12 protein-coding genes are annotated in these 14,212 nt (G+C 72.5%); 8 read left to right on the top strand and 4 right to left on the bottom strand.

What is annotated here, in order from left to right:
* Positions 1-7: 7 nt before the first annotated feature.
* Positions 8-2,908, bottom strand: a complete 2,901-nt coding sequence (locus ACZ6TV_RS12460) for a hypothetical protein (RefSeq protein WP_465297243.1) — start codon at positions 2,906-2,908, stop codon at positions 8-10.
* A 137-nt stretch (positions 2,909-3,045) separates the two neighbouring features.
* Here ACZ6TV_RS12460 and ACZ6TV_RS12455 point away from each other — a divergent pair, with 137 nt between their 5' ends.
* From ACZ6TV_RS12455 to ACZ6TV_RS12440, 4 genes are all read left to right on the top strand, one after another.
* Positions 3,046-3,672 (top strand): class I SAM-dependent methyltransferase, encoded by a 627-nt coding sequence (locus tag ACZ6TV_RS12455; protein ID WP_465297242.1) that lies wholly within the window; start codon positions 3,046-3,048, stop codon positions 3,670-3,672.
* A gap of 3 nt (positions 3,673-3,675) precedes the next feature.
* Positions 3,676-5,328 (top strand): ABC-F family ATP-binding cassette domain-containing protein, encoded by a 1,653-nt coding sequence (locus tag ACZ6TV_RS12450; protein WP_465297241.1) that lies wholly within the window; start codon positions 3,676-3,678, stop codon positions 5,326-5,328.
* Positions 5,329-5,376: 48 nt separating this feature from the next.
* The gene (thiD, locus tag ACZ6TV_RS12445) at positions 5,377-6,180 is read left to right on the top strand and encodes a bifunctional hydroxymethylpyrimidine kinase/phosphomethylpyrimidine kinase (RefSeq protein WP_465297240.1); all 804 of its coding nucleotides are present in this window, start codon (positions 5,377-5,379) and stop codon (positions 6,178-6,180) included.
* Positions 6,181-6,253: 73 nt separating this feature from the next.
* Positions 6,254-6,499 carry a DUF2630 family protein gene (locus ACZ6TV_RS12440; RefSeq protein ID WP_465297239.1) on the top strand — a complete coding sequence of 82 codons (246 nt, stop codon included), beginning with the start codon at positions 6,254-6,256 and terminating at the stop codon, positions 6,497-6,499.
* Positions 6,500-6,521: 22 nt separating this feature from the next.
* Here the strand turns inward: ACZ6TV_RS12440 and ACZ6TV_RS12435 are convergent, their stop codons facing one another.
* From ACZ6TV_RS12435 to nirB, 3 genes are all read right to left on the bottom strand, one after another.
* Positions 6,522-7,631, bottom strand: coding sequence for a uroporphyrinogen-III synthase (locus ACZ6TV_RS12435; RefSeq protein WP_465297345.1), 1,110 nt, complete (start codon positions 7,629-7,631; stop codon positions 6,522-6,524).
* A gap of 118 nt (positions 7,632-7,749) precedes the next feature.
* Positions 7,750-8,073: a nitrite reductase small subunit NirD gene (gene nirD / locus ACZ6TV_RS12430; RefSeq protein WP_465297238.1), complete on the bottom strand. Its 324-nt coding sequence runs from the start codon at positions 8,071-8,073 to the stop codon at positions 7,750-7,752.
* On the bottom strand, positions 8,070-10,544 hold the full coding sequence (gene nirB, locus ACZ6TV_RS12425; protein WP_465297237.1) for a nitrite reductase large subunit NirB: 2,475 nt from the start codon (positions 10,542-10,544) through the stop codon (positions 8,070-8,072). The genes nirD and nirB overlap by 4 nt, the downstream gene beginning before the upstream one ends.
* 304 nt (positions 10,545-10,848) lie before the next feature.
* On the opposite strand from nirB, the gene ACZ6TV_RS12420 reads away from it, so the two are divergent.
* From ACZ6TV_RS12420 to rpsI, 4 genes are all read left to right on the top strand, one after another.
* Positions 10,849-11,538: a hypothetical protein gene (locus ACZ6TV_RS12420; RefSeq protein WP_465297236.1), complete on the top strand. Its 690-nt coding sequence runs from the start codon at positions 10,849-10,851 to the stop codon at positions 11,536-11,538.
* 124 nt (positions 11,539-11,662) lie between these two features.
* Complete coding sequence (locus ACZ6TV_RS12415; RefSeq protein ID WP_465297235.1) at positions 11,663-13,012, top strand: nitrate/nitrite transporter; 1,350 nt, start codon at positions 11,663-11,665, stop codon at positions 13,010-13,012.
* Between the two features lie 161 nt (positions 13,013-13,173).
* Positions 13,174-13,617, top strand: coding sequence for a 50S ribosomal protein L13 (gene rplM / locus ACZ6TV_RS12410; protein WP_203845113.1), 444 nt, complete (start codon positions 13,174-13,176; stop codon positions 13,615-13,617).
* A gap of 20 nt (positions 13,618-13,637) precedes the next feature.
* Positions 13,638-14,150 (top strand): 30S ribosomal protein S9, encoded by a 513-nt coding sequence (gene rpsI / locus ACZ6TV_RS12405; protein ID WP_465297234.1) that lies wholly within the window; start codon positions 13,638-13,640, stop codon positions 14,148-14,150.
* The last annotated feature ends 62 nt before the right edge of the window (positions 14,151-14,212 follow it).

Below are 14,212 nucleotides of genomic sequence, written 5' to 3'. Positions count from 1 at the left end.
CCGCTTGCTAGCTGGGCGGAGCTGAGCCTGGCAGGGACGCGGCGGGGGTGGCCTCCGGCTGGATGATCGCGCGGTTGCCGATGATGCCGTTCTCCAGGTAGGTCTCGACGATGTCGTACGTGATCTGGTTCGGGTACGGGTCGTCGGGCGCGAAGTCCTTCCCGTCGACCCTGGCGATCACGACGAACGCGATGAAGTGGCCGCGGTAGTTCCAGCCGAGCTGGGTGGGCGCGCGGACGATCGCGTCGGTGCCGGTGCCCGCGCCGACACTCATCCCGGCGAAGCGGCCCTTCTGCCCGTCGACGATGGGCTTGACGCCGTCGAACGCGGTCGCGGCCGCCTTCTCGGTGTCGAGGTTGAAGATCCCGGCGGTGATCAGGTATTCCTCGCTGGGGTTCTTCATCGTCGCCCGCACGACCTCGGAGCAGCCGGCGCCGGCCAGCAGCGTGGCCAGTTCGTCGGTCGCCGCGGTCTTGCAGTCGGGCGACGCCTGCGTCTTGAGGATCAGGTACGGCGGCTCGTCCGGGACCGCGATGATGCTGTTCTGCGGGAAGACCTCGGCCTCGGTGAGCGGGTTGGGGTCCACCTGGCGGCTGCTGATGTCGCGCTTCTTCGGGCCGGCCGGGGTGCTGGAGCGGGCCGACTCGGGCCCGTTCTTCTCGTCCTTGAAGATGAACCAGGAGCCCAGCCCGCACGCGGCGAGCAGGACGACCACGCCGATGACGCTGAGCGCGGCGATCCAGCGGTGCGGGCGGTGCTCGACCCGGCCCGCGTCGGCGCCGGTGCGGGCGTTGCCCGGGCGCCGGTTGTCGGGGCGTCCCGACGGCCGGCCGCCCTGCGACTTGCCCGGTTGCTTCTGCAACGACCGCTGGGTCCCGCCGGTGGTGTACTCGTCGCTGGCCCGCCCCCGCCCGCGGCGGCCGCTGGTGGTCGACGGCTCGTCGAACGGCAGGCCGTCGTCGAGCGGGCGCCGCTGGTGCGGTGCCTCGTCCGACGGTGGCCGCCGCCGGGTGGCGGTGCCGCTCGCCTCGAACGCGGCGCTCGCCGGCTCGTAGCCCGCGCCGGTCCGGTCGAAGCCGGGACCGGTGGGCTCGAACCCGCGCCGCCGCGCCGTCCCGGTGTCGTCGCGCCTGGCCGGTCCGTCGTCGAACCCGCGCCCGCGCCGCCCGGTCCCGGTGTCGTCGCGACGGAGCCCGGAGGTCTCGTCGCGGCGCAGGCCCGCGAGCTCGTCCCGGCGGAGCGACCCGGTGTCGTCCCGCCGCGGCCCGGGAAGGTCGTCACGGCGTAGCCCGGAGGTGTCGTCCCGGCGCAGCGCACCCGTGTCGTCCCGGCGGAGACCGGAAGTGTCGTCCCGGCGGAGACCGGAAGTGTCGTCGCGGCGCGGGCCGGTGGTGTCGTCGGGGGCGCCGGTGTAGAAGCCGCCGCGGCGTCCCGAACCCGTGTTGCTCTGCGAGCCCGGCCCGCCGAAAGCGTCCCGCCGGCCGGAGGAGTCGCGTCCCCCCGCGGCACCGGAGCCGGGGCCGGCGGGGACGTCATAGCCAGACCCGGTGGAAGGACCGAAGCCGGAGCCCGTGGCGGGACCACCGACGACGCCGGGGCCGGAACGCTGCCGTCCCACGCCCGTGTCAGGACCGGCCGGCTCGAAGCCGCCGCGACCCCGCCGGGACGTGCCGGTGTCGTCGCGCCGGAACGCGGCCGGGTCCTCGGCGGCGCGGGACCGCCGGCCCCCGGTGGTGTCAGCGCCGCGGGATCGGCGTCCAGGGCCCGTGTCGTCCTGTGCGCTGCCGGAGCCGCCGGCCGGCTCGTCGAACCGGCGGCGGGCGCCCGTCGACGTGTTCTCGGCCTCCTCGGCCGCGCGGCGGGCCCGGCGGCCGGTGGTGCCGCCGCTGGTCGGGCTGCTGTCGGGCCGCATCGTCGGGAAGATCGGCACGAGCGGCGGCGGCTCGGTCGTGGCCCCGGGCGGCGTGTAGTCCGCGAGTGGCTTGATGATGGGCTCGAGGGCGGGTCCGTGACCGTACGACTCCGAAGGGCGACCTTCCGCGGCGCGCCGGCCGCTGCCGGTCGGCTCGTCGTCGGTGCGCGCCCTGCGCCGCCCGCCGCGCGACTCGGTGGTCTCGACGGGCGGTGGCGGCTCGATCGCGGCGCGTGCCGGCGGCGGTGGGCCCGGACGGCCGAACACCCCGCTCGGCGAGTCACCCCGCCCGGCCCGGGGACCCGCGGGCGGCTCGTCGCGGACAGGGCGGAACGCGCCACCGGCGTCACCCTCGCGCAACGGCCGGAACGTCCCGCTCGGCGACTCCTGCGGCGCCCTGAAGGAACCGCTCGGGGATTCCTGCGGTGCCCTGAACGAGCCGCTGGGCGACTCCTGGGGAGACCTGAACGAGCCGCTGGGCGACTCCTGGGGAGACCTGAACGAGCCGCTGGGGGAGTCGTCACGCGGCCCGCGGAACGTCCCGCTGGGCGAGTCGTCCCGGGAACCCCGGGAGCCCCGGGAGCCCTGGGGACCCCGGGGGCCCTCCGGGCCCTGGGGGCCTCTGAACACCCCGCTCGGCGAGTCCTCGCCCGGCGGCCGGCGGCGACCGTCACCCGGAGGCGGCGCCGACGCCCTGAACGAGCCGCTGGGGGAGTCGTCACGCGGCCCGCGGAACGTCCCGCTCGGCGAGTCGTCCCGGGAGCCCTGGAGACCCCGGAACACCCCGCTCGGCGAATCGTCAGGACGCGAACGACCGCCCCGGCCGCCACGGAGGTCGTCGAAGGCCGGCTCGTCATACGCGGGCGGCGGCGGAGCGCTGAACGGGTCCGGTCCGCTGCCGCGGAGCCCGGCCAACCAGTTGTCGGCCTCGTCCGCCTCGTCCCGGCGGAACGAGTCGGAGCGCCGCTTGCGGCGCTGCTCGTTCCCAGAAGTCATGTCGCACAGGGTAGCCGACCGTCCTGGGTGGTGGCTTGTCGGCGATGTTTCGCACAATCCGAACGAGTGGGCCGCGAGCAGGGCCGTTCACCTGCTTGGGGACAATGCGTTGCGGCACCGGTCAAGGGAGGGGCATCGTGTCCGGCGAGCACTACTTCACCGCCGAGCCCGCAGCGGCTACGGCGCGGCACGACGTCGTGTTCACCGTCGATGACCAGGAGTTCCGCCTGGTCGCGACGGGCGGCGTGTTCTCGGCCAGCAGGCTGGACCCCGGCACGTCGGTGCTGCTGCAGCGCGCGCCGCTGCCGGACAGGGCGACGACCGGCAACCTCCTGGACCTCGGTTGCGGGTACGGGCCCATCGCGACGGTCCTGTCCCGGCGCGCTCCGGACGCGACGATCTACGCGGTCGACGTGAACCAGCGGGCGCTGGAGCTCACCGCGGCGAACACCGGCCCGAACGTGGTCACCGCGCTGCCCGGCGACGTGCCGGAGACTGTCGGGTTCGCGCAGATCTGGTCCAACCCGCCGATCCGGATCGGCAAGCCGGAGCTGCACGCGCTGCTGCTGCGCTGGCTGCCGCGACTCACCCCGGACGGCACTGCGTGGCTGGTCGTGGCCAAGAACCTCGGCGCCGACTCGCTCCAGCGGTGGATCGAGGAGCAGGGTTTCAGCGCCGAGCGGCACGCCAACCACAAGGGCTTCCGGATCTTCAAGGTCCGAAAAGCGGGCGACGCCGGGCCGAACGACGCGCAGAATTCCTGACTCGTGGGATACGTGGACGTGGCAGGGGTCGGGCACACCCTCGCGGATGGCCGGGAGCTCTTCGCCGAGGTGTCGTTCCGGGTCGGTGAGGGCGCCAAGGTCGCGCTCGTCGGGCCGAACGGCGCGGGCAAGACGACCTTGCTGAAGATGGTGGCCGGCGACCTGCCGGTGCGGGAGGGCGCGATCGCCCGGTCCGGTGGGCTGGGGGTGATGCGCCAGTTCATCGGCATGATCGGCGACGACCGGACGCTGTACGACCTGGCGCTCCAGCTAGCCCCGGCCGGCCTCGCCAAAGCGGGGGAGCGCCTGCATCAGGCCGAGCTCGCGATGCACGCCGAGGGCACCGAGAAGGCGCAGCTGCGGTACGCGAACGCCCTCGCCGCATGGGGTGAGGCCGGCGGGTACGACGCCGAGGTCCTCTTCGACACCGTCAGCGTCGCCGCGCTGAACAAGCCCTGGGACGAGACCCGCGACCGGCCGGTGCGCACCCTGTCCGGCGGGCAGCAGAAACGCTTCGCGCTGGAGCTGCTGCTGCGCGGCGACGACGAGGTCCTGCTGCTCGACGAGCCGGACAACTTCCTGGACGTACCGGGGAAGCGCTGGCTGGAGGAGCGGCTGCGCGAGTCGCCGAAGTCGGTCCTCTACGTGTCGCACGACCGTGAGCTCCTCGCCAGGTCCGCGGACCGGGTCGTGGCGGTCGAGGGCGGCTCGGCGTGGGTGCATCCGGGTGGGTTCGCGTCCTGGCACGAGGCGCGGGTCGCCCGCCACGAACGCCTCGACGAGCTGCGCCGCCGCTGGGACGAGGAGCATCAGAAGCTCAAGGACCTCGTCCTCATGTACAAGACGAAGGCCGCCTTCAACGACGGGCTCGCGTCGCGCTACCAGGCGGCGCAGACCCGGCTGAAGAAGTTCGAGGAGGCGGGTCCTCCGCCCACGCCGCCGAAGGACCAGGACATCCGGATGCGGCTGTCCGGCGGCCGCACCGGCAAACGCGCCGTCATGTGCGAGCAGTTGGAGCTCGACGGGCTGACCTACCCCTTCGACCTGGAGATCTGGTACGGCGACCGGGTCGCGGTCCTCGGCGGCAACGGCACCGGCAAGTCGCACTTCCTGCGGCTCCTCGCGCGCGGCGGCACCGACCCGGACCCGACGCAGACCCCGATCGGGGTCGAGATCACGCCGGTCGCGCACGGCGGCCAGGTCCGGCTCGGCGCGCGGGTGCGGCCGGGGCACTTCTCGCAGACCCACGACCGTCCCGAGCTGCTCGACAAGACCCTGGTGGAGATCCTCTGGCGGGGCGACGACTGGCGCTCCGGGCTGCCGAGGCCGCAGGCGATGCCGGCGCTGTCGCGGTACGAGCTGGCGGCGCAGGCCGACCAGCGCTTCGGCACGCTGTCCGGCGGGCAGCAGGCCAGGTTCCTGGTGCTGCTGCTGGAGCTGTCCGGGGCGACGCTGCTGCTGCTCGACGAGCCGACCGACAACCTCGACCTGGCCAGCGCCGAGGCCCTGGAGGAGGGGCTGCGCAGCTTCGACGGGACCGTGATCGCGGTGACGCACGACCGCTGGTTCAGCCGGTCGTTCGACCGTTTCGTGCTGTTCCGCGCGGACGGTGAGGTCGTCGAGGTGCCCGAGCCGGTGTGGGAAGGGCGCGGCTGACGGACGCCGTGTCCGTGGCGGTGCGTCACCGGGTGCTCACATGGGCGGGTGGATCCTGCTGTTGTGCTCACCGTCGGCGCGTCCGACTCGTCCGGTGGTTCCGGAATCCAGGCTGACCTGCGCACCCTCGCCGCGATGCGGATGCACGGGGCGTCGGTCGTGACCGCGGTGGTGTCGCGGAACACGCGCGGCACCACCGACGTGTACCCGCAGCCGACGACCGTCGTGTCGGGGCAGCTCGGCAGCGTCCTGGAGGATCTGCCCGTCACCGCCGTGAAGACCGGCATGTTCCCCAACCCGGACACGGCGATCGCGGTCGCCGCCCGGGCCAGGTCGGGGGCGCTGCCGAACCTCGTCGTCGACCCGGTCCTGCAGACCACCGGCGGCGGGTCCCGCAAGGGCCTCGCCGCCGCGCTGGAGCGGCTGCTGCCGCACGCGTTGGTCGCCACCCCCAACCGGGAGGAGGCGTCGCTGCTCGTCGGGTGGGAGGTCGTCACACCCGCGGACATGGCGAAGGCGGCGGCGCAGCTGTCGGCGGGCGGCCCGCGGTACGTGGTGATCACCGGGGGTGACTTCATGGTCGGCGACGACGCGATCGACGTGATCTGGGCCGAAGGATCCGCCCGGCTCCTGCACAGCCCGCGGGTGACGAGCCGCAACACCGACGGCAGCGGCGCGACGTTCGCGACGGCGGTCGCGGCGCGGCTCGCGTTCGGCGACGACCCGGTCGAGGCGGTCACCTGGTCGAAGGGCTTCGTCGGCCGGGCGATCAGCGACGCGTCGGAGTGGCGGATCGGCGCCGGCACCGGGCCGATCGACCAGTTCGGCTGGTCGTCGCTCACCCTGCGGTAGTACCCCGCGGTGGTCACCGGGGAAGCGGGCACGATCGCGGCGCCGCCTCAAGGGAAGCGGGCATGATTGCGGCATGGACGAGAAGACGTTGATCCACCACATCTCGGCGCTTGTGGACGACGAGCACAAGCTGAGGACCCAGCTGCAGGCCGGCAAGATCACCGAGGACGAGGAGCACGAGCGGCTCCGCGCCATCGAGGAGCAGCTCGACCAGCTCTGGGACCTGCTGCGCCGCCGCCGGGCCGCGAAGCTGCAGGGTGTCGCCCCCGACCAGGTCGAGGCGCACGGCGTCGCCGAGGTCGAGCACTACCTGCAGTAACCGGCCACCCCCGGTTCTGTGGTCAGTCCACCCGCAGCCGGTAGCCACGCTTGACCACGGTCTGCACGAAGGCGGGACCGCCGAGCGCGGCCCGCAGCCGGGCGACGGCCATCTCGACCGCGTGCTCGTCGGCGCCGCGGGGGAGCTCGCGCAGCAGCGCCGCCCGGGACAGGACCCGCCCGGGCGACGCGGCGAGCGCCCGCAGCACCGCCATCGGGCCGGGGGCCAGGGGCTTGAGCGTGCCGTCGATGATCGCGGCGTGCCCGCGCAGCGTGACCGCGGCGCCCGCGACGTGCAGCGTGGGAGCCCGCTTCGGCAGCTCGTCGACGAGGATGCGCACCAGCGCGCCGAGCCGGGCCCGCTGCGGTGCCGCGACGGGCACGCCGAGGCGCTTCAGCGGCGCCGCCGTCACCGGGCCCACACACGCGGCGAGGACGTCGGTCCGCAGCGCCTCCAGGACGTCGGGTGCCTCGGCGCCGGCGACCCGCAGCAGCGAGCTGACCGCCGGCGCGGACGTGAACGTCACCGAGTCGACGAGCCGCGAGCAGATCAGGTCGACCAGCCGCCGCAGGGGCGCGGGATCGACGGGCGGCGCCCACCGGTACACGGGGATCTCCACGACGATCGCCCCGGCGTCACGCAACGCGGTCGTGAACTCCGGGTGCGGCTCGCCGTGCAGCTGCAGCGCGATCCGCCGGCCGGCGATCCCGCCCGGGAAGCCGCCGCCGAGCAGGAAGTCGAGGACCTCGTCGCAGCTCTCGGTGTCCGGGGACCAGGCCTCGATCATGCCGGCGGCGCGGACCGCGCCCTTCGCCTTCGGGCCGCGGGCGATCAGGTACGCGTCGGCGAGCCGGGACCGCAGCGACTCGCCGAGCCCCCAGCCCTCCGCCGCCTCGATCCAGCCGCGCAGGCCGATGCCGGTCGTCGCGATCACGATCTCCGGCGGGATCTCGACGCACGACACGGTCGCGGCCTTCAGCTCGGTGTCGTCGGCGACGGGCACGATCCGCAGCGCCGGCGCGAGCACGACCCGGGCGCCACGGCGCTCCAGCAGCGCGCTGAGCTCGTCGCGGCGCCGGTCCGCGGTCACCGCGACCGTGAACCCCGCCAGCGGAAGATCCTCACCGGACATGGGTCTGGACTCCAAAATGCTGCTCGCGCTCACGCCGTCACCTCCGCTGCGCTCCGGCGCCGGCCTGAGCCGAGCACTGCGCCCATGGTGAGCGGCCCTCCGCTGCGCTCCGGCCCGCTCACGTGACAGCCACTTCGACGACGCCGTCGCGGACGCGGACCGGGTACACCGGCACGCGGACCCCGGGCTGGTCCAGGCACTCGCCGCTGCGCAGGTCGAACACCTGCTTGTGCATCGGTGAGGCGACCGTCGGCACCTCGCCGCGGCTGCCCACGATGCCGCGGGACAGCACCGCCGCGCCGGAGATCGGGTCGAGGTTGCCGATGGCGTGCACGTCGCCGTCGTACACCCGGAACAGTGCCACCTGCGCCCCGTCGACCAGGGCGGCGACCCCGCGTTCCGGTTCGAGTCGGGGGTACGGGCAGACCACGGTCCACTTCATGAGCGCACTCCAAGGACGACAGGAACGGGCTGACCGCGTTCGGAAGCGAACGAGATCGTCGGGTCCGGGGTGTCCGGGGCGTTGACGAACGACACGAACCGGGCGAGGCGCTCCGGGTCGTTGATCGTGGCCTGCCACTCGTCGACGTAGGAGCCGACGTGGTGGGCCATCATGGTGTCGAGCTCGGCGGCGATTCCGAGGGAGTCCTCGACGACGACGGCCCGCAGGTAGTCCAGGCCGCCCTCCATCGCCTCGATCCACGCCGACGTGCGCTGCAGCCGGTCCGCGGTGCGGATGTAGAACATCAGGAACCGGTCGACGAGCGTGATCAGCTCCCCGGTCGTGAGGTCCGCGGCGAGCAGGTCGGCGTGCCGGGGGCGGAAGCCGCCGTTGCCGCCGACGTAGAGGTTCCAGCCGTTGTCGGTGGCGATGATGCCGAAGTCCTTGCCCTTGGCCTCGGCGCACTCGCGGGCGCAGCCGGACACGGCGGACTTGAGCTTGTGCGGCGCGCGCAGCCCGCGGTACCGCAGCTCCAGCTCGACGGCGAGTCCGACGGAGTCCTGCACGCCGTACCGGCACCAGGTCGAACCGACGCAGGACTTCACGGTCCGCAGGGCCTTGCCATAGGCGTGCCCGGACTCGAAGCCCGCCTCGACGAGCCGGTGCCAGATCGCCGGCAGCTGCTCCACCCGGGCGCCGAGCAGGTCGATGCGCTGCCCACCGGTGATCTTCGTGTACAGGTTGAAGTCGCGGGCGACCTCGCCGATCACGATCAGCTTGTCGGGCGTGATCTCCCCGCCGGGGATGCGCGGGATCACCGAGTAGGTGCCGTTGCGCTGGATGTTGGCGAGGAAGTGGTCGTTGGTGTCCTGCAGCGCCGCCTGCTCGCCGTCCAGGACGTAGTCGTTGTGCAGCGACGCGAGGATCGAGGCGACCGTCGGCTTGCAGATGTCGCAGCCGCGCCCGGTGCCGTGCTCGGCGACGAGCTGCGAGAACGTGCGGATGTCCCGGACCCGGATGATGTCGAACAGCTCGGCGCGCGACTGGGTGAAGTGCTCGCACAGCGCCTTGCTGGCGGTCACCCCGCCCTCGGCCAGGAGCTGCTTGAGCAGCGGCACGCACGAGCCGCAGCTGGTGCCGGCGCGGGTGCACGCCTTCAGCGCGGCCACGTCGGTGCAGCCCTGCTCGTGGATCGCCGCGGTGACCTGGCCCTTCGTGACCGCGTTGCAGGAGCAGATCTGGGCGTCCTCGGACAGCGCGGCCCGGGGTGCGTCCCCGGCCAGCAGCGCGAGCGGCGACGCCGGCAAGGGACCGCCGACGCTGGCCCGCAGCGTCGGGTAGGCGCTGGCGTCGCCGACGAGGATGCCGCCGAGCAGGGTCTGCGCGTCGTCGGAGAGGACCAGCTTCGCGTACGTGCCGCGGGACGGGTCGAGGTAGACGACGTCGAGCAGGTCGGTGCGCAGCGCGTCGCCGAAGCTGGCCACGTCGACGCCGAGCAGCTTCAGCTTCGTCGACGTGTCCGCGCCGGGGAACGACGCGTCGCCGCCGAGGAGCCGGTCCGCGACGATCTCCGCCATCGCGTAGCCGGGCGCGACCAGCCCGTAGCAGCGGCCGTCGATCTCCGCGCACTCGCCGATCGCGTACACGGCCGGGTCGTCGGTCCGGCAGCCGGCGTCGACGACCACCCCGCCGCGCGCCCCCGTGGCGAGGCCCATCGCGCGGGCCAGCTCGTCGCGCGGCCGGATCCCGGCGGCCACCACGACGATGTCCGCCGGGATGTGCGCGCCGTCGGACAGCGTCAGCGCGAGGGTGCCGTTGACGGCCTTCGTCGGGCGGATCGCGGTGGTCGCCGCGCCCAGGTGCACCCGGACGCCGAGGTCCTCGACGTACTTGCGCAGGACCGCGCCGCCGGCCTCGTCCACCTGCACCGGCATCAGCCGCGGCGCGAACTCGATCACGTGCGTGCGCAGGCCCAGCAGGCGCAGCGCGTTCGCCGCCTCCAGGCCGAGCAGGCCGCCGCCGATGACCGCGCCGACCTCCCTGCCCTCGGCGTGCGCCCGGATGGCCTCCAGGTCGTCCAGGGTCCGGTAGACGAACACGCCGGTCTGGTCGACGCCGGTGATCGGCGGGACGAACGCCGACGAGCCCGTCGCGAGCACCAAAGCGTCGTAGGAGTACATGCCGCGGGCGGTGGTGACCTTGCGCGCGGCCCGGTCGATCGTCAGGGCCGGCTCGCCGAGGTGCAGGTCGACGCCGTCCGGTACGTCGTACGTGAGGTCCGCCGCGGACGCGCCGTCGAAGAACGCCGACAGCCGCACCCGGTCGTACGCGGACCGGTCCTCCTCGGCGAGGACGGTGATCTCCCAGGCGTCCGCGGTGTCGCGGGCGCGCAGCGCCTCCACGAACCGGTGCCCGACCATGCCGTGGCCGACGACGACGACCTTCACCGGACACCGCCGTTGCGCGGGCATGGCGACATGGTTTCGGCGCTGTTACCGCCGGACACCGGCATGACGCCGGGTGGCGAGCTTGCGATGGCGACCGCTTCGGACATGGCCAAAAGGCTGCCGCCGGGCGGTTTCGCTCCAAAGTCCCGAATGTTTCACGCCTGCTAAGAGCGCCTCACACGGCAGGTGAGCGGGAAGTTACCGCACTGCGTCGACGGTGATCGATCTATCAGTGCAGGTGAACGGTGTGTCACAACCCCCGGGATAAGGTTCGGCGATCTGCTCGCGGGGGTAGACAGTAACGGACCCCGATATGAGGAGGAACCAGATGCGCTCGACCGCCAAGGTCACCATCGTGGCCATGACGGCGCTCGGCATGGGGCTCGCCGGGTGCAGCGACGGCGCCGGCACCCCCAGCGCCGGCGCCAGCGGCAAGACCTCGGCCGGCGCCTCGGCGGCGACCACGTCCGGTGCCCCGGCCGGCACGTCCGAGACCGGCGCCGCGGCGCCGTGCCTGGTCGGCACCTGGAAGGCCACCGGGCTCGACGGCAAGCTCAGCGGGCCGGTCACCGGCACCTTCGGCGGTGGCGGCGGCACCCTGCTGACGATCGACTCGGCCGGCAAGGCCCAGGTCGACTTCGGCTCGATGCAGCCGGTCACGTTCGCGTTCACCGTCGCCGGCGGCGACGTGAAGGGCAGCTTCGGCTACGGCGGCAAGGTCAACGGCACGGTCAAGACCCCGACCGCGGCCACCGGCACCTGGGAGCCGACCGGCACCGTCGACTTCAGCACCCTCACCGTCACCGTCGACCTGACCAGCCCCGCGGCGGTCCGGGTCGCCGACAAGACCTCCATCGCGGACTTCGCCGGCACCGGCACCGCCGACACCGGCGGCGCGGTCGACGCCCAGCCCGTCCTGAAGAAGAGCAGCTACGACTGCTCCGGCGGCAGCACCCTCAAGCTCGGCCCGCCGCAGGGCGGCCCCGACACCGGCACCTGGACCTTCACGAAGGCCTGAGGCAGCGCACCACGGCGGCCGCCCGGATCTCACAACCGGGCGGCCGCCGCCGTGGGGGAAACGTTGCGGCGAGGACAAGAACCGGTGCGAGGGATGGAAACGTGGCGCCCATACCTTGCCCACCATGACTCTCGCCGTGGAAACCACCGAGCCGGGCGCGCAGCCCCCGCGCCCCCGCCGCGGCCGCTGGATCACCGACTGGCGGCCCGAAGACCGCACCTTCTGGGAGGACGGCGGCGCGAAGATCGCCCGCCGCAACCTCGTCGTCTCCATCCTGTCGGAGCACATCGGCTTCTCCATCTGGAGCCTCTGGTCGGTCTTCGTGCTCTTCCTCGGCCCGCAGTACGGCTTCGACCCGGCGCAGAAGTTCCTGCTCACCAGTGCCCCCACGCTCGTCGGCGCGGTGCTGCGGCTGCCCTACACCTTCGCGGTCGCCACCTTCGGCGGCCGGAACTGGACCATTTTCAGCGCCCTGATGCTGCTGGTCCCGAGCGTCCTGGCCGGCATCGTGCTGGAGCCCGGTGTCTCCTTCACCACCCTGCTGCTCGTCGCGTCGGTCGCCGGCGTCGGCGGCGGCAACTTCGCCTCCTCGATGGCGAACATCAACGCCTTCTACCCGCAGCGGCTCAAGGGCTGGGCCCTCGGCATCAACGCCGGTGGCGGCAACATCGGCGTCCCCGCCGTGCAGCTCGTCGGCCTGCTCGTGCTCGCCACCGCCGGCGCGGCCCACCCGCGGCTCATCATCCTGATCTACCTGCCGCTGATCGTCATCGCGGCCGCGCTCGCCGCCGTCTACATGGACAACCTCACGCACGCCTCGAACGACCGGCGGGCCATGCGCGACGTCATCAAGGACCGGCACGCGTGGATCATGTCCCTGCTGTACATCGGCACCTTCGGATCCTTCATCGGCTTCGGCTTCGCGTTCGGCCAGGTGCTCCTGGTGCAGTTCAAGACCGACTTCGACACCCCGGTGAAGGCGGCCTACCTCACCTTCCTGGGCCCGCTGCTCGGCTCGCTCATCCGCCCAGTCGGCGGCCTGCTCGCCGACCGCTTCGGCGGGGCGAAGATCACCTTCTGGAACTTCGTCGGCATGGCGCTCGGCGCGACCGGTGTGCTCGTCGCGTCGCGGCAGCACTCCCTTCCGCTGTTCCTGACCGGCTTCATCTGCCTGTTCATCTTCAGCGGCATCGGCAACGGCTCGACGTACAAGATGATCCCGGCGATCTTCCGGGCGAAGTTCCCCAGCGACGAGAACCAGTCCCGACGGCTCGCCACGGCACTCATCGGCGTGGCCGGGGCGATCGGCGCGGCCGGCGGCGTCCTGGTCAACCTCGCGTTCCGGCAGTCCTTCCTCGCGTACAAGACGGGCGACGGCGCCTACATCGCGTTCCTCGCCTTCTACGCCGTCTGCTTCGCCGTCACCTGGTTCGTCTACCTGCGCAAGTCACCCGACCGGCTGGAAGGTGTCTGAGGGGCCGTTTTGACCGCACAACAGCGGCCCGGTATCGTGGACCGCTGTTGTGCGATGACAAGGCGTCCCCCTCGTTCGGGTACGCTAGGTGGTCGTGCGCCCCTTAGCGCCGCCATGAGAGCGCACCCCAGAACCGACGACGTGGAAGACAAGGTAGACCTGTGGGTACGTACAGCCCGAAGCCGGGTGAGATCGAGCGCGTGTGGCACGTCATCGACGCGTCGGACGTCGTGCTCGGCCGTCTGGCCACGCACGCCGCCACGCTGCTGCGCGGCAAGCACAAGCCGACGTTCGCCCCGCACGTGGACACCGGCGACTTCGTCATCGTGATCAACGCCGGCAAGGTGGCGCTGACCGGCAACAAGCGGCAGACCAAGGTCGCCTACCGGCACTCGGGCTTCCCGGGTGGCCTCAAGGCGGTCGGCTACGAGGAGCTGCTGACCAAGAACCCGGAGCGCGCGATCGAGCTGGCCGTCAAGGGCATGCTCCCGCACAACCGCCTCGGTGCCCGGCAGATCCGCAAGCTGAAGGTCTACGCGGGCGCCGAGCACCCGCACGCCGCGCAGCTGCCCCAGCCGTTCGAGATCAAGCAGATCGCGCAGTGAGCGCGGACGAAGGACTGAGCGTGACCGACGAGACCGTCGAGACCATCGACACCGAGGCCGCTGAGCCGGCCGCCGCTGCTGTCGCCACCGTCGAGACCCCCGCCGTTGAGACGACGGCCAAGGTTCCGACCCGTTCCCGCCGCGCCGGCCAGCCGATCCAGACCGTTGGCCGCCGCAAGGAGGCCATCGTCCGGGTCCGCCTGGTCCCCGGCACCGGCAAGTTCCTCCTCAACGGCCGTGAGCTGGAGAACTACTTCCCCAGCAAGGTCCACCAGCAGTCCGTCAAGGAGCCGCTGGTCATCGTCGAGAAGCTCGAGCAGTTCGACGTCTTCGCCAACCTGCGTGGCGGCGGCACCACCGGCCAGGCCGGCGGCCTGCGCCTCGCGATCGCCCGCGCGCTCATCGAGAACGACCCCGATGACCGCCCGGCGCTCAAGAAGGCCGGCTTCCTCACCCGGGACGCCCGCGCCACCGAGCGCAAGAAGTACGGTCTGAAGAAGGCCCGCAAGGCCCCGCAGTACTCGAAGCGCTAAAAAAGCTTCTCGGCCGGGTGCACCCTGGAGGTGTACCCGGCCGATTTGCGTTCGCGGCCTAA

It is taken from the genome of Dactylosporangium sp. NPDC051087 (genome assembly GCF_055586325.1).
This window is presented reverse-complemented; position numbering and strand designations above follow the sequence as displayed.